Origin of the sequence: Haladaptatus sp. DYF46 (genome assembly GCF_021083305.1) — an archaeon.
In the GTDB taxonomy this organism is placed as follows: Archaea; Halobacteriota; Halobacteria; order Halobacteriales; family Haladaptataceae; genus Haladaptatus.
Genome location: NZ_JAJFAY010000005.1, coordinates 93,461 through 113,536, shown reverse-complemented (window position 1 = coordinate 113,536; position 20,076 = coordinate 93,461). Strand labels below are relative to the sequence as shown.

23 protein-coding genes and 1 tRNA gene are annotated in these 20,076 nt (G+C 55.3%); 14 read left to right on the top strand and 10 right to left on the bottom strand.

Annotated features, from left to right (window positions below; all coding sequences use genetic code 11):
- Nucleotides 1-67: 67 nt before the first annotated feature.
- On the bottom strand, nt 68-496 hold the full coding sequence (locus LJF34_RS20705; RefSeq protein WP_255666342.1) for a hypothetical protein: 429 nt from the start codon (nt 494-496) through the stop codon (nt 68-70).
- Between the two features lie 132 nt (nt 497-628).
- Between LJF34_RS20705 and LJF34_RS20700 the strand changes: the two genes are divergently transcribed.
- Nucleotides 629-1,039: a hypothetical protein gene (locus LJF34_RS20700; protein ID WP_231187431.1), complete on the top strand. Its 411-nt coding sequence runs from the start codon at nt 629-631 to the stop codon at nt 1,037-1,039.
- Between the two features lie 430 nt (nt 1,040-1,469).
- On the opposite strand, the gene LJF34_RS20695 is transcribed toward LJF34_RS20700, so the two are convergent.
- Both LJF34_RS20695 and LJF34_RS20690 read right to left on the bottom strand, forming a co-directional pair.
- Nucleotides 1,470-1,751, bottom strand: coding sequence for a methyltransferase domain-containing protein (locus LJF34_RS20695; RefSeq protein ID WP_231187429.1), 282 nt, complete (start codon nt 1,749-1,751; stop codon nt 1,470-1,472).
- Between the two features lie 277 nt (nt 1,752-2,028).
- Nucleotides 2,029-3,033, bottom strand: coding sequence for an alcohol dehydrogenase catalytic domain-containing protein (locus tag LJF34_RS20690; protein ID WP_231187427.1), 1,005 nt, complete (start codon nt 3,031-3,033; stop codon nt 2,029-2,031).
- A gap of 138 nt (nt 3,034-3,171) precedes the next feature.
- Between LJF34_RS20690 and LJF34_RS20685 the strand changes: the two genes are divergently transcribed.
- The 5 genes from LJF34_RS20685 to LJF34_RS20665 all read left to right on the top strand — a co-directional run bounded on the left by LJF34_RS20685 (nt 3,172) and on the right by LJF34_RS20665 (nt 6,139).
- A complete protein-coding gene (locus tag LJF34_RS20685; protein WP_231187425.1) occupies nt 3,172-3,945 on the top strand; it encodes an SDR family NAD(P)-dependent oxidoreductase in 774 nt (257 codons plus the stop codon).
- A gap of 199 nt (nt 3,946-4,144) precedes the next feature.
- Nucleotides 4,145-4,927, top strand: coding sequence for a ParA family protein (locus LJF34_RS20680; protein ID WP_231187423.1), 783 nt, complete (start codon nt 4,145-4,147; stop codon nt 4,925-4,927).
- Nucleotides 4,924-5,313: a hypothetical protein gene (locus LJF34_RS20675; protein ID WP_231187421.1), complete on the top strand. Its 390-nt coding sequence runs from the start codon at nt 4,924-4,926 to the stop codon at nt 5,311-5,313. Before LJF34_RS20680 ends, LJF34_RS20675 begins: the two co-directional genes overlap by 4 nt.
- 152 nt (nt 5,314-5,465) lie before the next feature.
- The gene (locus tag LJF34_RS20670; protein WP_231187419.1) at nt 5,466-5,723 is read left to right on the top strand and encodes an AbrB/MazE/SpoVT family DNA-binding domain-containing protein; all 258 of its coding nucleotides are present in this window, start codon (nt 5,466-5,468) and stop codon (nt 5,721-5,723) included.
- On the top strand, nt 5,723-6,139 hold the full coding sequence (locus LJF34_RS20665; protein ID WP_231187417.1) for a PIN domain-containing protein: 417 nt from the start codon (nt 5,723-5,725) through the stop codon (nt 6,137-6,139). Before LJF34_RS20670 ends, LJF34_RS20665 begins: the two co-directional genes overlap by 1 nt.
- Nucleotides 6,140-6,188: 49 nt before the next feature.
- Here LJF34_RS20665 and LJF34_RS20660 read toward each other — a convergent pair whose 3' ends face one another.
- On the bottom strand, nt 6,189-6,605 hold the full coding sequence (locus LJF34_RS20660; protein ID WP_231187415.1) for a hypothetical protein: 417 nt from the start codon (nt 6,603-6,605) through the stop codon (nt 6,189-6,191).
- 326 nt (nt 6,606-6,931) lie between these two features.
- On the opposite strand from LJF34_RS20660, the gene LJF34_RS20655 reads away from it, so the two are divergent.
- Nucleotides 6,932-7,168, top strand: a complete 237-nt coding sequence (locus LJF34_RS20655) for a hypothetical protein (protein WP_231187413.1) — start codon at nt 6,932-6,934, stop codon at nt 7,166-7,168.
- Between the two features lie 63 nt (nt 7,169-7,231).
- Here the strand turns inward: LJF34_RS20655 and LJF34_RS20650 are convergent, their stop codons facing one another.
- Nucleotides 7,232-7,477 carry a HalOD1 output domain-containing protein gene (locus LJF34_RS20650; RefSeq protein ID WP_231187411.1) on the bottom strand — a complete coding sequence of 82 codons (246 nt, stop codon included), beginning with the start codon at nt 7,475-7,477 and terminating at the stop codon, nt 7,232-7,234.
- 843 nt (nt 7,478-8,320) lie between these two features.
- On the opposite strand from LJF34_RS20650, the gene LJF34_RS20645 reads away from it, so the two are divergent.
- From LJF34_RS20645 to LJF34_RS20640, 3 genes are all read left to right on the top strand, one after another.
- A complete protein-coding gene (locus LJF34_RS20645; RefSeq protein WP_231187410.1) occupies nt 8,321-8,569 on the top strand; it encodes a hypothetical protein in 249 nt (82 codons plus the stop codon).
- A gap of 4 nt (nt 8,570-8,573) precedes the next feature.
- Nucleotides 8,574-8,705 (top strand): hypothetical protein, encoded by a 132-nt coding sequence (locus tag LJF34_RS29060; protein WP_255666337.1) that lies wholly within the window; start codon nt 8,574-8,576, stop codon nt 8,703-8,705.
- A gap of 91 nt (nt 8,706-8,796) precedes the next feature.
- Nucleotides 8,797-9,669, top strand: a complete 873-nt coding sequence (locus LJF34_RS20640) for an alpha/beta hydrolase (protein ID WP_231187408.1) — start codon at nt 8,797-8,799, stop codon at nt 9,667-9,669.
- Between the two features lie 289 nt (nt 9,670-9,958).
- Here the strand turns inward: LJF34_RS20640 and LJF34_RS20635 are convergent, their stop codons facing one another.
- A complete protein-coding gene (locus tag LJF34_RS20635) occupies nt 9,959-10,372 on the bottom strand; it encodes a cupin domain-containing protein (RefSeq protein ID WP_231187406.1) in 414 nt (137 codons plus the stop codon).
- Between the two features lie 182 nt (nt 10,373-10,554).
- Between LJF34_RS20635 and LJF34_RS20630 the strand changes: the two genes are divergently transcribed.
- From LJF34_RS20630 to LJF34_RS20620, 3 genes are all read left to right on the top strand, one after another.
- Entirely contained in the window at nt 10,555-11,388 is an 834-nt protein-coding gene (locus LJF34_RS20630) for a phosphoenolpyruvate hydrolase family protein (RefSeq protein ID WP_231187404.1), read from the top strand.
- Nucleotide 11,389: 1 nt separating this feature from the next.
- On the top strand, nt 11,390-12,610 hold the full coding sequence (locus LJF34_RS20625) for a Tm-1-like ATP-binding domain-containing protein (RefSeq protein WP_231187402.1): 1,221 nt from the start codon (nt 11,390-11,392) through the stop codon (nt 12,608-12,610).
- A 61-nt stretch (nt 12,611-12,671) separates the two neighbouring features.
- Complete coding sequence (locus LJF34_RS20620) at nt 12,672-13,010, top strand: DUF1330 domain-containing protein (RefSeq protein ID WP_231187400.1); 339 nt, start codon at nt 12,672-12,674, stop codon at nt 13,008-13,010.
- Nucleotides 13,011-13,746: 736 nt separating this feature from the next.
- Here the strand turns inward: LJF34_RS20620 and LJF34_RS20615 are convergent.
- The 3 genes from LJF34_RS20615 to LJF34_RS20605 all read right to left on the bottom strand — a co-directional run bounded on the left by LJF34_RS20615 (nt 13,747) and on the right by LJF34_RS20605 (nt 16,081).
- Nucleotides 13,747-13,874 (bottom strand) — tRNA-Thr (locus LJF34_RS20615).
- A 68-nt stretch (nt 13,875-13,942) separates the two neighbouring features.
- The gene (locus LJF34_RS20610; protein ID WP_231187398.1) at nt 13,943-14,920 is read right to left on the bottom strand and encodes an alpha/beta hydrolase; all 978 of its coding nucleotides are present in this window, start codon (nt 14,918-14,920) and stop codon (nt 13,943-13,945) included.
- Nucleotides 14,921-15,073: 153 nt separating this feature from the next.
- Complete coding sequence (locus LJF34_RS20605; protein ID WP_231187396.1) at nt 15,074-16,081, bottom strand: NAD-dependent epimerase/dehydratase family protein; 1,008 nt, start codon at nt 16,079-16,081, stop codon at nt 15,074-15,076.
- Nucleotides 16,082-17,037: 956 nt separating this feature from the next.
- On the opposite strand from LJF34_RS20605, the gene LJF34_RS20600 reads away from it, so the two are divergent.
- Nucleotides 17,038-18,006 (top strand): nucleoside hydrolase, encoded by a 969-nt coding sequence (locus LJF34_RS20600; protein ID WP_231187394.1) that lies wholly within the window; start codon nt 17,038-17,040, stop codon nt 18,004-18,006.
- A 328-nt stretch (nt 18,007-18,334) separates the two neighbouring features.
- Here the strand turns inward: LJF34_RS20600 and LJF34_RS20595 are convergent, their stop codons facing one another.
- Nucleotides 18,335-20,056 carry a sugar-binding domain-containing protein gene (locus LJF34_RS20595; protein ID WP_231187392.1) on the bottom strand — a complete coding sequence of 574 codons (1,722 nt, stop codon included), beginning with the start codon at nt 20,054-20,056 and terminating at the stop codon, nt 18,335-18,337.
- Nucleotides 20,057-20,076 lie beyond the last annotated feature (20 nt).

The window sequence follows — 20,076 nt, the reverse complement described above, 5'->3', positions numbered from 1 at the left end:
GCAAGATCCTCCTTTCAGCGTATTCTATGCATTGGAAGCTGTTGACGCAACTCTTGCAATTCGTCTACTAATTGCTCCAGGTTACATATATACCGTAGATGAAGCCGGTAACTGCGCCTTCTATCACACTACTGGGAAGGATTATGAAGGGCGTGTTACCACCTGTTGCTGGCAAAGAGTTGTGGTGAACGAGTATGTCCGCGATAAGAATAGCAGTACCGACGAGTGTGAGACAAATGGCTCCGGCAACACTCCAAACGGCGATGGTAACAGCCTGTTCACCCCGAGAGTCGCTTGTCGCTAACCAGTATCCAGCGTAGAGTAGCACTACTGAAAGACAAAGCGGGAATACGACACCGGAGACGACTGGCATCGTGTGTAAATCTTCGAGAAGATGGTCAATGTGCATCAATCCAGTTATCACTCCGATGCTGCTGATAACGCCCCCACTAAGCCTGCGCTGAGACACTGGGGTTCCGATTAGTGACCTACCCATCCTTCTAGATTTTCTCGAAGACGCTGGTTTTGATCATCGAACAAACGATACAGTCACTATTTCATACGTGTACGGATATATCTTGATACACGAGAGCAAATTATTTATCATTGAGTGTTTGGATATGATATAATGAGTGCAAACGTCTCTTCCATCCTCGTTGGCCGCAACCAGCACCGCTCTCGACAGTTTTCCGTTCTAGGGGGCGCTTTTAGCCTGGGGAGTGCTTTAGCATACACTGCGATAGTGCTCGGTGGGCTTCCGGATACTTTTCTGTTCATGGTCGGGCCTGTGGTAGTAGTGCTTGGTGTCGCGACGATTAGCGCATTTCTCAACGACGGGCTTCTCGTAAGTGGGTTGATTACAGGTATGTTCGCACTTGGAGGAGTCGTTGCGATGCATATCGATGCCAGTCTTGGTCCGGTTAGCTATCCGGTTTCTCTGGCAACGGACATCCGTATCATTGCGATTTTCGTCGGGCTCGGAATCGGAGGGTTCGTCATCGGTGCTGTCACACGACGCGCGATAACGCATATTAGATGAGAATCGGGAGGAGAAGTGGATACTGCGTGATGACCTTGGTAACAAATTGTAGAGAATGGGTAATAAACGTCAAAGATAGTCATCCCTTCGTTCACACATGAGTCACTCATATCCTGCCAGCCCTCCAGCCCGCTCAGAGGCCGTGAGAATGAGCCGACTGCTCACTTCTGTCGCATTGAAGCAGCTCGCCACGTGTCAACCAGTACGATTGCGAGTCCCATACCTAACAAAACCAGAGAGGAGACATGGGTTATCTGCCAGAGAGCTATAAAACCGACCGCTGTTGCACCAACTGTTAGAGGCAGCGAACGATTTTCAGGCCATTCAAACGAATTCATACCCGTACTTCTTGCCGCTCGCCCTTCATTTTTACCCTGTCAGTAGACGCTTGGTTGCTCACAGGAGCCCCCTCGATAGCCAAGAATTACCGTCATGTGCTAGCGAATCGGACAGGGAGCCCTTCTGCGTCGGCGTGAATCAGCTCCACGTTTCCGAGGTCTGTCTCACTCATTGTCTTCTGGAGGTAGCGAAGGGCGTCGTGATTTCTCTCGATGGCGTACACGACACCTGACGGTCCGACTCGCCAGGCCACGCGGAACGCTGTGCGACCGGGATCACTCCCGACCTCGACAACCGCGTCACCGGTTTCGACTGAGACTTCGTCGAGCCACCTGAAAACGTACTCGTCGCGTGTAACCGACCGATCGTACACTTCGTCCCAGGTGAGGAGGCTCAGATCTCTGTGGTAGTCGTCGGTTATGCTCGTCCGTATCGACCATTGAATCTACACGCAATCATCCTGTCTTTTCGCTCCCACAAGAACCGGGTGGACTACCTCTCCGGTGGTACCAAGTTATCCGCCAGCCATCCAGCGACGTCTCTCTGTTTCGTGGGTACGGGGTCGACTCGACGCGCGTCAGATCGTGTAGAAATGAAATCCGCAGGCGTCAATTTGAATCGGTGTCGATGGGAAGGTGACTCTAAGTGCGTTATGAACGTAACTCGGAGACGTCAAAGACCGGTTTGCAAGTCTGTCCGCCAACGAATGATTCGAAAGCTTCGTCAGCGTTCAATAGCGAAAAGCGGTCGTCGATGAATGTCTCAGCATCAACGTCGCCGCTATCAATCAACCGAAGCGCGTTCTCAAAGTCCCCATACATCGAAGCGTAAGAGCACTGGAGGTCGATCTCGGCGCGAACGAGCGGCGAGTATTCCATGGTAGTCTCACCAGTCTGCCCAATGAGGACTATCTGGCCGCCCTTCCGTACTTCCTCAACTGCGGAAGAAAGACCGGAGGGGTGACCGGTTGTGTCGAAAACGACGTCGTATCCGATATTATCGGTAAACTCCTCGCGACACAGATTGAGGTCATCCGTTGCGATGTTGATCGTCTCGAATCCAAGCTCTTCGGCAAGCGGGAGACGGTAGTCAGCGTCCTGTCCAACTCCGGAGACGACCACGTCACCGCCCTGAGCGCGTGCTATCTGGGCCGTCAATAGGCCGATTGGTCCTGGACCTTCGATCAAGATCCGATCACCGGCACTGACCCGTGAGTTCTGGATGACGGCACGGGCGCCGATGCTCGTCGGTTCGACCATAGCGGCGTGTTGTTGTTCGACGCCGTCGGGGACCTGGTGAAGCGCTTTCTCGGGGACAGCGATGAATGGCTCGTAGGCGCCATCATGGTCGACGCCCGTGATGACGGAGTTCTGGCAGACGTTCGATTCGCCGATCTCACACTGGTAGCAGTCACCACAACCTCGAATCGGTCGCTCGACCACTCGGTCACCCACGTCGAACTTCGTGACCGCGTCGCCGGTCTCCACGATATGGCCAGAATACTCGTGACCGATGACAGTCGGAAGATTCATCCGCTCGAAGGCGGACTCAAACTCGTAAATGCCAGCATCGCTACCGCAGAGACCGGCGTAGTCGACTTCGACGAGAGCCTCGTGAGGACTCGGTTTCGGTCGCTTACGGGAGATAATGTCCATCGCACCGGGGGTACGGTCGATTTTCGCTAGTCCTTGCATAGGGGAGAACTCTCACGGAGGGGTAAATAAGGTGTGAGATAGATACAAAAGTTTGCCCTTCTCCGAAACAGTAATAGGAACTCTAGACACGATACAGCTATGAGTTCTTACGAGCACACACCTGTATCCGTGGACGAGAAGCGCGCGGTCGTTGTCGGCGGAACGAGCGGCATCGGACAGGTGATTGCCCTCGGATTCGCGAGCGAGGGCGCGGACGTTATCGCGACAAGTCGTGGCCAAGAGAAGGTCACTGAGACTGCCGACGCCATCGAAAACTACGGCGCCAACACTGCCCGGATTACATGCGATGTCACTGATCAGGATTCGCTAGATGCAGTGTGTGAGACTGCGACTGAGGAGTTTGGCGGCCTTGACGTCGTGGTCGCCTCACAGGGAGCCATCTCCCGCGAGACGGTGCTGAGCATTGGTAATGACGACTGGGACTTTGTAACCGATGTGGCACTGAACGGCGTTCGAAAGGTAACCCAGGCAATGGCGCCAGCGATGGACGAGGGGGGGTCGATAATCAATATTTCTTCAATGGCTGCCCGTCTCGCGATGGCGAACCTGCCGGCGTACTCCGCGGCCAAAGGCGGCGTCGAGGCCTTCACTAGGGCATCAGCAAAGGAACTCGCCCCCGAAATCAGGGTCAATGCTATCGCGCCAGGCTTCGTCATCACGCCGCAGAACGCCGAGACGTACGCCGAGGGAACCGACAAGCGCACCGAAATTAACGAGCGGACTCCCCTCGGCCGGGTAGCCGACCGCGAGGAAATCGTCGGCGCGGCAGTGTTCCTCGCTAGCGATGCCGCCTCCTACGTGACTGGTGAGGTACTCACTGTTGACGGCGGTTTCGGCGACAGCGCATTCTGAGGGGGATATTCGAGCCCGAAATCCGTTTCTCGTAGCCAAGAATCGCATCCGCTTGTTAGTATACCATACTAACTCTTGCACACCCCCAACCCTGACGGTCTGTTCGGTTGAATATGCGCCTATTCACAAATTCGAATAGTCGACTATTCGGATAGGCGTCTGACGCACCTATTTATCAATTCCGTACAGACGCCTATTCATGACGTATAGTGTCAGCGTATCGAACCAGAAGGGTGGCACCGGCAAAACGACTGTTGCTGTCAATTTAGTGGGTGCACTTGCCAATCGAGGCAACGAGGTGCTCCTCGTCGACCTCGATCCACAGGGCTATGCAACCGAATCGGTCGGTATCCCCGACGCATACGACGCTGATGGGCTCACACTCCATGACGTGCTTCTCGACCTCGACAAAATCTCTCGGACTGACGACTTGGTCCGAGAAGCCCCCGAGTTCGACGTCATTCCCAGCAATGTGGCTCTCACGGCTAGGAACACCGAGACAAATCTACAGAATGCGCAAGGTGGAGAACGACGGGTTGGGATGGCCCTCGACAACCTTTCCACTGACTATGACTTCATCGTCATCGATTGTCCACCTGGACTGGGCGCACTTACCGACAATGCTCTTCTTGCTACCGGGCGTGTGCTGATTCCGGCGGAAACCAAGGGAACGAGTAAACGAGCTGTCGAACTCCTACGCGATCAAATCGACTCGCTCGAAATGCTGTTTCCGGAAGCTAGTATTCAGCCCGTTGGAGTCGTCGCTAATGACGTCCGCCAGGATGGGGTTAGTAACGAGATGATCGAGTGGTTTGATACGGTGTTCGGGGAACTCGTCCCCGTCTACGAACTCCGGAAGCGAGTGGTCCTCCAACGAGCCCAGATGGCCGGTCGAACGATTTTCGAACACGATGAAGAGTGTGATATGGAGGGCGTGTTCGATGACATTGCTGCGGATCTCGAAGGGAGGGCTGCTGAATGACTGACGATCGTGCCCAGGAGTTGTCCGGCCGATGGGGAAACTCAGACGATGAGGATAATGAACAGGCGGATAGTCAGATAGACGAACAGGCGTCTGAAACGAATGGGCAAACAGATGACGAAGACGAACAGGCGAAGAAGCGTCGGAAACTGACGACGAGAGAGCGGGAAAGTCAAATGGTCTATCTTCGCCCCGACCAATATGAACAGCTCCATGGCACGTGGTTAGACTTGGAGTATCGGTTCGGCCGAAAACGTGGGATCGACCTGGAGAAGAGCCGCGACTTCCTCGTGCCACTACTTGAACTAGGGATGGCCCAGCTAGGTGATGTAGAGTCCCGAGATTTAGATGAGTTGGCGGACCTGCTCGGCATTGAAGACCAGTAACAGGTATTTTGGATAGTTCGTCGATTTTCCCTGTCTTATCGTGATCTCATACAGTTGTCTACTCTAGGAGAAAGGCATACCTATGAACAACTACTAGACTATGAATAATGAGTAAATCAGAACAACCAAGCGACTGAAAAGAAGTCGTCGCCGTGACAAAACACGGACAAGCCACGATCCCAAAACGGTTCCGCGACAAGCTCGGAATCGATGCCCCGGGGAAGGTTCTGTTCCGAGAAACCGACGATGGCACTGTCATCGTCGAGCACGTCCGCTCACCCAGTGAAATGCGTGGCTTCGCCACGCGAAGTGATGCACGGACCGACACACCAGCAACGGAGATTCTCCGTGAGAAACGCGAACAAGACCGAGACGAGCGCGAAGCCCAGTTTTCATCCGAGGACGAGTAATGATACCTGACTGCGTTGTTTTCGATGCCGAGCCGTTGATCGCACATGCAGACGATGAACCGGGAAGCAAAACCGTTGAACAATATCTCAATGCCGTTGCTGCCGAGAATACTGCTGGATACACTAGTCGTGTGAATCTCACTGAAGTTCGGTATACGCTCGCCCAAAAATACGACCGAGCGACTGCTGACGAATATCTAGAGTGGCTCGACGATCTTGGCTTCAAGCCCGTCGATGTCGAGCAGGTGTGGATGGACGCTTCCGACTATATTCTCGAATATAATCCTGCTCTGGGCGATTCGTTCGCACGTGCGACCGCAACTCATCTCGACGCAACGCTCCTTGTTGGTGGGGATAACGATTATGATGAAACCTCCTCGGAACCCATTGAGCGCTTTCGCGACGGGTCTGCGTAGCTATCCTTTCGAGCGGCGGTCGAAACTTCGTATTTGTGGGATGGGCTGTTCAGACTTGCTCACGCCGAATCGTTACGATATCGGCAGCCACTCGTTCAGATCCTTCGGCTGCAATCACGAGCAGATTCGGTGCTGGTGTGCAGGGCGCCCGATCACCCACGTGAAATCCTGCATCTGCAGCACCGGGGAGTTGCACCTGGTACCCATTGCCCGCAATTTGCAGTGAAGCGTTTGCAACTCGGTGGATCGAGACGGTGTCGAGCGCCGCTGACGTTGCGAGTTCGACGGTGTTCTCGTCATTGATGCGGTCGAGGTCGACGACGAGCAGGAGACCGTCAAATGCGAATACGCGGATGTTGGCAAGACGGGTGGGCTCGTCAGTCTCTTCGACGAGTCCAGCGGCTCGGGCGGGCTTTGTGACTTGGAGAGCGAGGCCATCGCCGGAGCGTTTGATTGTGTTGGGCATTATCGGTAGTATGTTATACTAACCGATGAGTGTTTGCCTTGTCGCTCTTGTTCTCGGCGCAGTAGTGGTGATGTGAATGGTAGAACCATGTTTGTAGCGGGTACATTCAGTTTCACTTCCGCTGTGGTTGGCTGAAGACTTTATCCGTCGGGTACCAAGTATAGATTGCAGTTAACGTTCTGAGCAGCCGATGTGGGTTGTCGTACTCATCCCAACCCATACTCCCACATCGGCTGCTTATTCCCCTTCTACACCATACTAGCTAGTGGCACGAACAAACTCTGTCCGAGGGTTTACCTGTGTGGTAGATGAATTGGAGGGTACGAATGGTTCCAAATGGGAAATCTCCGCTCTCCCCACTTGCGCAAGACGCGCTTGATGCGCTCGCGAGACGTCTCCCTGAAGAGCGCGAGCTCACCTACGAGCACGCCTATTCGATTTTGGACGATGAAGAGGATCTCGGACGACCATCTGCCGAGGATATCATCGAACGGCTGCACGATAAGGGCCATATTTACGAAGTGGAGGGAAAGATTCGACTCACCGACTACAGCTCTGAATAGCGACGTCAGTCTCGATAGCGCCTCTTGGTCGATACGAAGATCATCTGGACTTTGTTTGGGGGGTTAGTTCAGTATGGCACTGTCGATCTCGGTGCGTTGTGATCCAAGTGGTTCGTAGATACGGACGGTGTTGTCGCTCCGAACGCTGATGAGATGGTTTTCGATCACAAATCGCACTTCGACAGCACTCTGCTTTGAGCCACTTGCCTCGATAAGCTCTTCGAGGGCATCCGGATTGACGTGCTGGTACAAATTGAGCGACGTCTGGCCATCGGGTGGCCTCAGTGTCTCGACGATCGTTTCGATCAAACTCACTGGTAGTGAGTGATCTGGATCAATCGATTGGGTCGCGATTAGGGCGTATTGTGGTAAGGAATTTGTGCCAGTAGATGTGTTCTCGTTTTCGAACCAGCTTGTCGTCTCGCAAGGGTATCTTGTGATTTTAGTGCTCTAAATGGATACTAAAATCAAATTTTGTGCTTACGGTACCTCCTTTATGCCCTTGACCGTTGGCCCACATGCACTCACACAGTCCAATAACAGAGCCACACTGTCTGGCGTCATCACCCAGAGACAGTCTTCATGAGGGGCTGTCTGTGAGCTGCCTCCCGAATTGCCGCCATCCTCCCTTTCGTTGATTAAATCGCCCTTGGTTCATTCGACTCTGATTGTGATGGGTCCTTGGCTTTCGGAAGCATGAATCGGAAACAGATAAATCGAGGAGGACTACTCTATATCGTCGGGTTGCTTTGGAGTGAAATTGATGCACGTTTCGGTACGAGATTCCAGTGCAAATCGCTTCGACAGCACCCATCGATCTCCGAGGAACTAATCTGATCACTCATAGTGTTATCTTCGATCGATTCACCAAGCCGATTTCCCCACAACTAACTCCATGCCGCCCGTGTTTCGGGTATGAAGTAGACTGCTATCTCGTCGAACACGCTTGGGCTGAGTCGAATGCGTTGAACCGTTCTCACGGTGGTATCGTCCGGTCAGAACCTCCGTCAATATCGGTCTTATTTTCCTCCCAGTATGGCAGCCAGCAGGTGGCGCTACCGATGCGTGTTGACAGCGGCATCTCCTGTATCGGAACCTTTGGAAATGACTCGGGCTTGCCTAAGGGACTCTCGGTAGTCGTGATTACCTGCAATGATGCAAAGCAGCCACAGTGAGTCCGGATGGGATGCGTTTCGCCGAGCACTTCGACCGACCGATCAGGAAGTATTCGATCGACTCGTCGAATATGCTCAGTTGCATACCGATCCTAGCACGGTTCACAAGCCCCTGTTCGTTGAGACGCCCATTCTGCTCTCAATATTGCTTGAACAGCAACTGCAGATCGACGATTTGGAAGAACGGCTTGATCACTTTGAAGACGATTTGAACGGCCAGGGATGAGCCGATGGTGTACAAAATCGACTACGTCGACGGCGACGACCTCATTCCGGACGGACGGTTTGCGATTCGTGACAGAGGCAAGCATCTCATCGTCATAGCGGGCCAATCGTTGCAGTGGAAGCAGGTCTGCTATTGAGTGGGCAACGCTGCCACTGCGATCGAGGATATCTTTCTCGCCCCGGCTCGCTGCGGTACTTTCATCTAATCAGCGCCATGTATTCCATCAAGTGCCAACCGTTCGTACCAACGACATCGAAACCTACTACGAGAGGCGTGGTGACGGACCCCCGGTCGTCTTCATTCACGGCATGATCATGACCGCCACCATGTGGGAGCCCCAGCTGGGTGCGCTTGATGATGTGTTCACGACCATCGCCTACGACGTCCGTGGTCACGGACGTACCGGTGGCGCAGACAGAAATCCGTATTCCATCGACCTCTTCGCATCAGATCTTGCTGTGCTCTTGGACGAACTTGATATTGACCGGACGGTCGTCTGTGGCCTCTCGATGGGTGGCGCCATCGCACAGGCATTCGCTGCTGCTCATCCCGAGAGGGTAGCGGGACTCGTCCTTGCTGATACGTTTCCTCCCGGTCCGTTGCCCCTGACCGGGCGACTCGCGTTGGCGAACATTCGATTCCTCGCACGGCTCGACCGGCTGATCAACTACAAAACCCTCAATCGGTGGCAACTTCGGGTCGGCAACTGGCTCCTTCCCGGAGTCTCAGGTGACGAGGTGACCATTCAACGGATCGTCGACGAGTCACCGACGATTCCCCATGCCGAGTTCGTCAAAATTGCTGATGCGACTGCACGGTTTCCGAAGGACAGTATCGATCTCTCGCGGGTCACTGCGCCGACGCTTATTCTCCATGGCGAGCATCTCCCGATGGCCAACGAGGAAATCACCGGACAACTGGTCAGGCAACTCACGAGCACCGACCCCACGGTTCACGTCGTCCCGGGAAGTGGGCATGCATCGAACCTCGACAACCCCGAATTATTCACCGCGAGACTGCAGGAATTCCTCACTGGGTGTGTCTACAGTGCCAGACCCGAGGATAACGATGATCCAAGTGACGCCGGAGAGTCGCCTTGATGACTCTACGAGATCAGCGACGACGTAGTCGGCGACGCTCCTGCTGAAATAGAAGCTCGATTACACCGTTGTACTTTTGATCCAAGTGGGGGTTCTGCGAACCCCCGTGATTACAATGCTGTAATCAGCGCCCTCCGTTCTCCCGCGTTTGTTTCGTATGCTCGAGGACGTTCAAGTATTTGTCCTCTATCCGACGGTTGCTGATCGATCTCCCCAGTAGTGGTGTCCAAGCGACCGTTCCCGGTGCGCCCTGTTCGAGGGGTGAAAACGGAGGGGATATACGAGGCTGTTAGCTGTCCCGATTTGGTATCTCTCCAGCAGGCACGATTTCGCATTCCGGGAGATCGGCCAAGACGTCTTCTGGACCGGGTGGTGAGTACACCGCCAGTAATTGGAGCGGTTGCCAACCGGTGTTTATCGTTCCGTGCTCGGTTCCAGCAGGGACGAATATCATTTCACCGGGTCCGACCTCGCGCGTTTCGTCCTCGACAGTCTGTTCTCCTTCCCCGCTGATAACGTACAGTATCTCATCGCTATCCGGATGTGTATGTAACTCGTGGCCTTTTCCGGGCGCGAGTTGAACGACACCGGCGCTGAATCGCTCGGAGCCGTTAACGTCGGGTGTGGCCATCCATTTGAGCGTTCCCCAATCAAACAGCTGAGTCGATACGTCTTCGCTGCTAACGAAATTCTCGTCTGCCATTGTCCCACGAATCCCTCGACGTATACGATCATAGTTGTATCGCGGATCTCGGTCGGAAAGCAGGTCGACGAACCCATCGGTGCGACGAATCGGGGGGACTGCGACTGTGAGTGTCTCGTATCGATCTAATTACACTTCTTGTGAATATTGATTATGGTTCTCGCTGTAGATGGATGCGGTACATGAAATATACACGTGAGGAGTCGCTCGCGCGACTCGAAGAAACGATAGCCAGCGGCGAACCTATCATCGGAGCCGGTGCGGGAACCGGTATCTCGGCGAAGTTCGCGGAGCGAGGCGGCGTCGATATGCTCATCATCTACAACTCGGGGCGGTACCGGATGAACGGTCGAGGCTCCCTCGCTGGATTGCTCCCGTACGGCGACGCCAATGAAATCGTCGTCGAGATGGGACACGAAGTCTTGCCGGTCGTCGAAGACACGCCAGTCCTTGCAGGGGTCAACGGAACCGACCCATTCCGCCAAATGGACGTCTTCATCGACGATCTGAAACGCCGTGGGTTCTCTGGCGTCCAAAACTTCCCGACGGTTGGGCTTATCGACGAAGGAAGTCAATTCCGGCAGAACATAGAGGAAACGGGGATGGGCTACGACAAGGAGGTAGACATGATCCAAGAGGCGGCCGAACAGGAGATGCTGACATGCCCGTACGTGTTCACCGAAGAGCACGCTCGCGAGATGACCGAGGTAGGTGCCGACGTCATCGTGTCGCACATGGGGCTCACTACTTCCGGCGACATCGGTGCGGAGACGGCACTGGATTTGGACGATGCGGCGGAGCGTGTGCAGGCCCATCACGATGCTGCAAAAGCGGTCAACGATGAGGTCATGGTCATCTGTCACGGCGGTCCGATAGCGTGGCCGGACGACGCCGAGTACGTGCTCAACAATACAGACGGCGTCGTCGGCTTCTTCGGTGCCTCGAGCCTCGAGCGCTTGCCGACGGAAGAAGCGATTCAGAACCAAGCTCGGGACTTCAAAGAGATCCAGTTCTAGCATGGCAGTCGTACTCATCGGGACGCTAGACACCAAAGGGGAAGAACTGGATTTCGCCCGAGAAATCATCGAAGCACACGATATCGATGTCCACCTGATCGACGTTGGGGTACTGAACGACCCCGACATCGAACCGGATACGTCGGCACACGATGTTGCCGAGGCGGGTGGTACCAGCCTCGAACGACTTCGGGAGGAAGCCGACCGTGGGAGCGCCATGGAGACGATGGGCGACGGCAGCGCCGTCGTTGCGTCTCGACTTCACGACGAGGGCGTTCTCGATGGTATCGTGGGACTCGGCGGGTCAGGCAACACTTCTATCGCGACCACAGCGATGCGCGCACTGCCCGTCGGGGTTCCGAAACTGATGGTCTCGACGATGGCCTCCGGTGACACGGAACCATATGTCGGCGCGAAAGACGTGATGATGCTGTACTCGGTCGCCGACATCGAAGGACTCAATCAGCTCTCCCGCCGCGTCATCTCCAACGCGGCGCTCGCGATGGTCGGTATGGTAGCCAACGAACCCGATATCTCGATCACGGAAAAGCCGACGATCGCCATCACGATGTTCGGGGTGACGACTCCCTGCGTGCATGCGGCACGCGAGTATCTGGAATCAAACGGATACGAGACGATAGTCTTCCACGCGACCGGAACCGGTGGCCGCGCGATGGAACAGCTCGTCAGGCAGGGCGTCGTCGACGGTGTGCTCGACGTTACGACAACCGAATGGGCCGACGAACTCGTCGGTGGTGTGCTGAGTGCTGGGGAAACACGGCTCGATGCGGCCGCGGAGATGGGAATTCCACAAGTCGTCTCGCCGGGTGCGCTCGATATGGTCAACTTCGGTCCGCGGGAGTCCGTGCCGGAGAGGTTCGAGGGGCGGACGTTCCACATTCACAATCCACAGGTGACGTTGATGCGAACGACACCCGCGGAGAACGCCGAGCTCGGCGAAATCATCGCGAAGAAACTGAACGCATCCACGGGGCCAACCGCGCTGTTTCTCCCGCTCGGTGGAATCTCGCTCATCGACGTCGAGAGTGAAGGTTTCCACGACCCGGAGGCGGATTCGAAGTTGTTCGACGCCCTGCGGGAACACCTCGGGGAGGACGTGGAGTTGGTCGAAGTCGATGCCGCCATCAACGACGAGGAGTTCGCGACGGCGATCGCGGAAAAGCTCGACGAGTATCTGCGCGCGACCGATAGCAGTCAGTAAGGAATAGAGAGTGTGTAGGTTGGTAGCATCTATTACTATACGCGGCATTAGTATTGTCGAAATGTCCACAGACACAGACAGCTCACGGAAGGGTTACGCGCTCTTCCTGGAGGAAATTACCGACTGGGAGAGCTACCTGAACGACTATCTTCCGGTCGCAGCCGAAACGATCGAGGACCACGACGGAGAGGTGATCGTCGGTCATCCTGACCCTGCGGTCATCGAGGGAGAATGGGACCACGGCATGAGCGTCGTCACAGAGTTCCCATCGCTCGAAGACGCTCAAGCGTGGTACGACGATCCCGCGTATCAGGAGGTCAAACCGATTCGGGTTGAGGCATGCGAGTCCGCGCACGCGATACTCTACCCGTCGTTTTCCCCGGAGGATCTGCCGAGCTGAGCGACCGTATCGTGTCGAATTCGTCCACGCTTGATAGGATATGTCGGTTTGATTGGAGTCATATGAACGTTCGCTGCCTTCGATCAAAAGCGGTCGACCTCCAAACCACCTGATTTCAGCGCGAACAATACACGTTCGCTGATCGGAGAACATCCGTTGAATACACCCTCTATATCCGGCACACCATTCCTGACAGACCCTTGTCGGGAGACCGCTGACTGCTGGCTCGAAATCGTGAATCACTTCGGCACGATCTCGATCGTAACATCCTCGACTGCCACGAGTGGGAGTCATCGATTATCGGCCAGAAGATAGTGAGTTGAGACCGCGAGCCACGCCTTATTGCCCGTTCTAACCCTTAATTACGCTGATGGGATATGGACGCACTGGCGGTACTCGGAACGAGTAGAAATACTAAACGGTGGAATGGTTTGTCGTCTCTAAAACAGGATACTACCGACAATCTACAAGCTTAATCCGCTCGATTTTCCCTCCACACTCGGGACAAACGAGATATGAATCTGCCGCTGAAGTTATTTCTCCACAGAGAACACATTCATAGAGAAGTTCACCTGTCGCCGACGTCTGGTACTGCTTGATCGGCGATTCAAACGTGACCATTTTCGTTCCTCCAGAGTGGAGGGTTCGATACCCAATTCATAATAATTATTGGCTAGTGATTGGCCTGCTGTAATTACTTAATTGCTGTCTTGATGGCGGTTTAATGGGGACAGAGTGGGTGTACGAGGATTTGAACCCCGGGCTGCCCGGTTCTACGGTACGTCGCTTGGGTACTACCATGGTTTCACGTTTTCCCACTACTGAGCACACACCGTGCGTTCTGCCAGACTGAACTACACACCCAATTCGATACCTGTAGGCATCCTACAAACGTGTTGTTTTTATCAGTACCGATAGCGACCCCATATTGGCTATCTGGATGCAAATGAATCTCGTAAGTCCGATGCAATCGCTGCAAGTGCGTCTGATGCAGCGTCAATGTCGTCGATTAAATTGATGAAGCCATGAATTTGACGCTCGTATTCACGATGCATAACGGAAACTCCAGCGGTTTCTAGTCGATCAGCGTATGCTACGCCTTCGTCGTGGAGTGGATCAAATCCACATGTAAGGACCGTTGCAGATGGCAACTCGGTAAAGTCGTCGGCAAGCAGTGGTGCTGCATACTCGTTGCGAGCGTCGGTGAAATGGGACAGGTACTGGTCGTAGTACCACTGCATACTCTCGTGTTCGAGAAAGTAACCGTGACCGTTTTCCTCGTAACTGTCGAACGTGTGTACGAGTGGAGACGCGACAGCAGGATAAATGAGCACTTGGTGGTCGAGTTCGAGTCCTGTATCTGGATTTTCAGAACTTCCTATAAAACCAGTGCTTTCGTCTCGTGCAAGTAATGTCACGGATGCAGTGAGTTGCCCTCCGGCGCTATCACCTCCGACTGCGATATGATCGGTATCGACGCCGATTTCTGCGCCGTGGTGCATGACCCATCTTGCGGCTGCGTAGGCATCCTCGACCGCAGCTGGGAACGGTGATTCGGGAGCGCGCCGGTAATCGACCGAAACGACGATGCAATCGGCACTATTGCAAAGTGTTCGACAGACGTCATCATGTGTGTCGAGCGACCCACGCACCCATCCCCCACCGTGATAATACAGCAGTGCAGGATGAGGACCGTCGCTATCGGGGACGTAGACTCGTAGTGGAATATCAGACGCAGGACCGGGAACACTGAACTCGCTGATTGTTCCGACCGGTTCGATTTCCTCCGTAGTAAAGAACTCTTCGAGGGAGGTGCGCCCGCTTTCGACAGAGAGTCCCGGTGTAGACGGAAGGACGCTCTCATCGACGCGTTCGAGGACGGCTTTTGCTTGTGGATCAAGTTCTGCCATATTGTACGTATCAGTGCCCGTGCTACAAATTATCTCTTACGCTCGTGTTCGTCAGCATTTTACTCGTTACGTAGTGTACAAGCGAGATAGCGTTCTTCTATTGCGTGATTCGGACGCTGGTGTGTTGACGAATCCCTTCCGAAAAGTCGCTATTTACTCGGTAGTCTCCCTTGTGACTGTGCTTCCCACTGCTTCGCTCGAAGCGACTTCGCCGGCCTCGATCAAGGCCTCGACCGCCTCACGAGTCGCTTCGAGCGAGGTGTATCGCGGTTCGTATCCGAGTTTCTCGCGTGCCTTCTCGATGCTCACGTTCGGGCTGTAGCGGATGTGTTCCTCGGTCATCTCGACGTCTTCTCCGCTGTATTCAGATCGGTCGGCCCACTCGTCGAACGGCAGGTACGTGAGGTCGGCATTTCGTCCGAACCACCCGGCGACGGCCTCGGCGTAGCCCCTGAGGGTGAGCGCTCGCGGCGAGACGACGTGGAAGCTTTCGCCAACGGCCGCTGACCAGTTCTCTAGGGCACGCTGGAAGCCCTGTGCGACGTCATCGGCGTGGACGTGATGGACGGTTTCGAGCCCGAAGTTAGGGAGCGCGACTTCTTCACCTCGCGCGAGTCGCGAGAACACATCAGCGTCGAAGTTGCCCGCCGGATTGACGGGCTCCCAGCCGGGACCCACGATGTGTCCGGGGTGGAGGACGGTCGCCGGGAAATCGTTCCGGCGCGCCTCATCAAGCAGGTATGCCTCGATCTCGGCTTTCTTTCGTCCGTACTCACCGAGCGGCCGGCGCGTGCGCGGGGCGTCCTCGATCGTGGGAACGACGTCGCTGGGACCGTGGACCCAGACCGTCCCACAGTGCAGCAGGTGTTGGACTTCCCCACGTAACGACGCGACGAGCGCTTCGGCGCTCTCCGGTTCAAAACAGATCAGGTCGACAACGGCATCCGGGTCGGTGGCCGCGATCGCCTCGCCGAACTCGCCGCGTTCCTCGGCAGTTTCGCGGTCGAGCTCGACTGATTCGACGTCGGTCCACGCGCTATCGTCTTGGTAGGGATCGCGCTCTCCCCGGCTGACTGCGACGACTTCGTGGCCGGCCCGCACCAGTCGCGGCACCAGGTAGGTGCCGATGTGTCCGGTGGCTCCGATGATAGTGACTCGCATGGTTAGCGCAATCGCTAGACCTCACGAAAAGAATTTGGATACCGGACTGATTCGGCTCTTGTCCGAGCGATCCGCATGTCGCATCCAAGGTGCTAGATGGTACGGTCGGTGCGCTCGTCATTGATGATTAGCACGTGGACACCGTAGACATCATCAGCCGGATTCTCGACGCGGTGGCCGAGCACGAGCAGGGACTCCGATAGCTCTTCCTTCAAAGGTTTTTCATACTACCCAAGTCAGGATAGGATACTTAAACCCCAGATAGATGGGAGACAACGATATCCATAGATATAGCCGACGTCAAAGGATTTGTGAAAAACCGGAACCATTGGAAAAAGAACAGCAGTTATGTTGATGTATTGTTGTATATCTGATCAGCTGATTGAGTATCATCTGTATCCCGAAATCGCTGGCAAGTAGAACGGGAAACAGATCGACATGACAATCGAGTGGATATCGGAACAACTAGAGTTAGACAACGCAAAAACACTAGATTTGGGTCGTCGCACTGGTCTCTATACCGAAAATCTCGCTCTCTTCAGTGATAATGTCTTTGGGATTGATTCCCCAATATCTTTATAAGTCGGGCGAGAAAGAGAGCGACAGGAAAAGACGTTTATATCGATTACTTCCCCAACAACTATCGAGATACTGAGTATGAAAATGAGTATGATCATATATTGGTGATCTACTGTGAGTTTGGTGCCCTATCTCCCGATGAGCAGGAGGTACTGTCGAGCAATAATCGAGTCCTGAAGTATCGGGCCGTCGCTCATCCCATGATTGCAACGAACTAACGACTTTCAAAGTGACAAATCACGAATCACAGGCACCAAGGCCGATTCCTGTCGGGGGTATTTTCCCACTGGTCTCGCGATTCGGTTGCGAATATCGTGTCGTCGGCCGAGACGAACCGGGTCAGAACTTACTTGAAATGGCTGCCCGTACTCGTTTTCATGAACGAAGACACGCGGCGGGTGATTATCGATACCGATACGGCGGGCGACGACACGCAAGCACTTCTCCTCGCGGCAACCAGCAACGACATCGAAATCGAAGGCGTGACCATCTGTACCGGAAACGTCGAATTCGAATACATGGTGGAAAATGCCAAGTACACGCTGGACATGGTAGGCATCGCCGAAGACGTTACCGTGTATGAAGGTGCACGATCGCCGCTTGTGAAGACGCACGAATACGCCGATTACGTTCACGGGGAAGGTGGACTCGGCGGCGACCTATTCCCGGATACCGGAATCCCCTCCGGCGACCGCCACGGTGCGGACTACATCGTCGAGATGGCACGGGAGAATCCGGGAGAAATCACGCTCGCCTGTATTGCGCCGCTGACGAACGTCGCCCTCGCACTGCAAAAAGAACCGAACCTGAACGAATTACTCGACGAAGTGTGGGTGATGGGTGGAAACGTCAACTGCCTCGGGAACGTCACTCCCGCCGCGGAGTTCAACTTCTGGGTCGACCCTGACGCCGCTAAGCGAGTCATCCGCGATCTGGATGTCGTTCTCTTCGATTGGGGTGTCACCGTCCGAGACACCGTATTCGATGCCGACCTGCTGACCGAAATAGACGATGGTCCCGACACCGAACTTGCATCGTTCTTTACAGAGATAACCACTCCCGTCCGCGAGTTTAACGAGGAGTCACAGGGGCGGGACATGACGACGCAACCGGACGCGGGCCTGATGGCAACGCTCATCGAACCGGATCTCATCGAATCGGCCGCTACCTACCACGTCGACGTCGACGAGCGAGAAGGCCTGACTCGCGGATACACGTTAGTGGACGAGGACGACGTCACGGACGGGGAGGCCAGGACGACTGTGATCGAATCGATCGATACCGCCACGTTTCACCGGATGTTCGAGGACATGCTGTTCGAATCGTCGCCAAAAGCATCCCTGTAACCGGATCAACTCGGCCTTCAGCGTGGGGGAACGGTATGAGAATCCACTCCGCTCGTAGCGAACGATCCAGACGTGATGGTCTCGGTTTTGGAACGACGCTGCGTATCACCCTTCGCGAAGCGAATCCCGTCGATAGAGACCGAACCGTAGACGACTGGTACATGCTACTCCAGATGGCCCGTTCTCGGTAGGGAGAATATAGTCACAGCAAACCGTCACCCTTAGAGGTCCGTTCGGCTCGAATGACGGACGTCCAATCGAGTCTCGGATACACTTCCGTCAAATCGGGGAGTGCGACGTTCCAACGACGGATGAAAGCCGTGTGGAGCTACGACTCGCGTTCGAAGGCGGCAACCTGCTCGTTGATTTCTCGAAGTCGCTCGGGGTCGAACTTCGGTTCCCGGTCGTAGGTGTACAGCCCGTTCGTCTCCTGCTCCACGTCGTAGAGCTGCGTGTAACAGAACGCCCACATGGCCTCGTTTTCGAGTAGCGTCTCGGTCATCCCCCGATAGCGGGCGAAGAACTCTGCCTCGTCCTCGGGACGGTCGCCGTATCCCCATCCGTCCTCGGCCTCGGGGTTCCACCAGATACCGCCGTATTCGCTCACGTAACTCAATTCCTCGCTCCACTCGGTGTGACTATGGCCGGTTGGCTCGACCGGCCCCTGGATTTTCCCGTAGGTTTCATGGAAGGTATCTGGGTCCTGTTCGTAGTCGTGAGCGTCCACGAGGTCGGTTTCGACGTGATACCAACCACTCGTGTCGATGACCGGTCGCGTGGGGTCCAATCGCTTCGTCGTCCGGTACACAGTCCGAATGAGGTCGTCATCCTGGTGCGATTGGGTTTCGTTGAACGGCGTCCACCCGACGAGCGCCGGGTGGTTGTAATCGCGTTGGATCACCTCCAGCCATTCCTGGAGAAACGGTCCCAGCGTCTCGGTGCGACCGTGGTCCATTCCCCAGTTCGCGTGTTCGTCCCAGACCAGATATCCCAATCGGTCGGCGTGGTAGAGGTAGCGTGGTTCGAACACCTTCTCGTGAAGTCGAGCACCGTTGAATCCGAGTTCCAGTGAGCGCTCGATATCCTCCCGGAGTGCGGCGTCCGAGGGCGCGGTGTAAACCCCGTCGGGGTAGTATCCTTGGTCGAGTACCAATCGTTGGAACACCGGTTTCCCGTTGAGGTAGACGCAGTTATCGCCGAGCGTCACCGACCGGAGGCCGAAGTAGCTCTCGACAGTATCGATGGGTTCTCCACCCACCGCGAGTTCGACAGCCAGGTCGTAGAGGTTCGGGTTTTCGGGAGTCCAGAGGTGTGTCTCGTCGATCGGGAGCGTGAATGCAGCGTAGGTGCCATCCGTCACCACCGTCGTCTCGCCGACGGGGTCGTCATCGAACGTCGCAGTGGCGGTGAGGGTTCCCCTTTGAGCCGCGCCGCTCAATTCGACTTCCGCGTGGAGCGTATCGTTCTCCGGATCGGGTTGAAATCGTAGGTTCTCTACGTACGTCTCGGGAACGGGTTCTAGCCACACCGTCTGCCAGATTCCCGTTACGCGCGTGTACTTCGGCCCGTGTGAATCGTACTCTTGGCTCTGTTTGCCTGCCGGTTGGAGCGTCGATCGAACGTCGTCCTCGGCACAGATCGTCACGACGTTCGTCCCCGGTTCGACGGCATCGGTGACGTCGAATGCAAAGGGAGTGTAGCCGCCACGGTGCGTCCCGACGGACGTTCCGTTGACCCAAACCTCTGACTCGTAATCGACTGCACCGAACCGCAGGTGCAATCGTCCGTCGAGGAATCGCTGGGGGACGTCGAATTCCCGTCGGTACCACACAGCGTCCATGAAGTCGGTGTGTTCGACGCCCGAGAGTTCGCTTTCGGGTGGGAACGGGACTGTGATCGTCTCCCCTAGCGATTCGGCGTCCGGAAGGTCTCGGGCACGGCCGCTCGCTCCGTGGTCGATTTCGAATTCCCATTCACCGTTCAGATTGTGCCACGAATCGCGTCGCAGTTGTGGGCGCGGATACTCCGGGCGTGGTGTTGAATCAGTCATCGATTTCTATACACGCAGTA

Coding starts and splice junctions, on each gene's coding strand:
- LJF34_RS20655 (WP_231187413.1), top strand. CDS start 6,932: ATGGTTCCAAATGGGAAATCTCCGCTCTCCCCACTTGCGCAAGACGCG.
- LJF34_RS20605 (WP_231187396.1), bottom strand. CDS start 16,081: ATGCGAGTCACTATCATCGGAGCCACCGGACACATCGGCACCTACCTG.
- LJF34_RS20645 (WP_231187410.1), top strand. CDS start 8,321: ATGATGCAAAGCAGCCACAGTGAGTCCGGATGGGATGCGTTTCGCCGA.
- LJF34_RS20660 (WP_231187415.1), bottom strand. CDS start 6,605: ATGCCCAACACAATCAAACGCTCCGGCGATGGCCTCGCTCTCCAAGTC.
- LJF34_RS20625 (WP_231187402.1), top strand. CDS start 11,390: ATGGCAGTCGTACTCATCGGGACGCTAGACACCAAAGGGGAAGAACTG.
- LJF34_RS29060 (WP_255666337.1), top strand. CDS start 8,574: ATGGTGTACAAAATCGACTACGTCGACGGCGACGACCTCATTCCGGAC.
- LJF34_RS20690 (WP_231187427.1), bottom strand. CDS start 3,033: ATGGACATTATCTCCCGTAAGCGACCGAAACCGAGTCCTCACGAGGCT.
- LJF34_RS20600 (WP_231187394.1), top strand. CDS start 17,038: ATGAACGAAGACACGCGGCGGGTGATTATCGATACCGATACGGCGGGC.
- LJF34_RS20700 (WP_231187431.1), top strand. CDS start 629: ATGAGTGCAAACGTCTCTTCCATCCTCGTTGGCCGCAACCAGCACCGC.
- LJF34_RS20665 (WP_231187417.1), top strand. CDS start 5,723: ATGATACCTGACTGCGTTGTTTTCGATGCCGAGCCGTTGATCGCACAT.
- LJF34_RS20705 (WP_255666342.1), bottom strand. CDS start 496: ATGGGTAGGTCACTAATCGGAACCCCAGTGTCTCAGCGCAGGCTTAGT.
- LJF34_RS20620 (WP_231187400.1), top strand. CDS start 12,672: ATGTCCACAGACACAGACAGCTCACGGAAGGGTTACGCGCTCTTCCTG.
- LJF34_RS20610 (WP_231187398.1), bottom strand. CDS start 14,920: ATGGCAGAACTTGATCCACAAGCAAAAGCCGTCCTCGAACGCGTCGAT.
- LJF34_RS20630 (WP_231187404.1), top strand. CDS start 10,555: ATGAAATATACACGTGAGGAGTCGCTCGCGCGACTCGAAGAAACGATA.
- LJF34_RS20635 (WP_231187406.1), bottom strand. CDS start 10,372: ATGGCAGACGAGAATTTCGTTAGCAGCGAAGACGTATCGACTCAGCTG.
- LJF34_RS20685 (WP_231187425.1), top strand. CDS start 3,172: ATGAGTTCTTACGAGCACACACCTGTATCCGTGGACGAGAAGCGCGCG.
- LJF34_RS20680 (WP_231187423.1), top strand. CDS start 4,145: ATGACGTATAGTGTCAGCGTATCGAACCAGAAGGGTGGCACCGGCAAA.
- LJF34_RS20675 (WP_231187421.1), top strand. CDS start 4,924: ATGACTGACGATCGTGCCCAGGAGTTGTCCGGCCGATGGGGAAACTCA.
- LJF34_RS20595 (WP_231187392.1), bottom strand. CDS start 20,056: ATGACTGATTCAACACCACGCCCGGAGTATCCGCGCCCACAACTGCGA.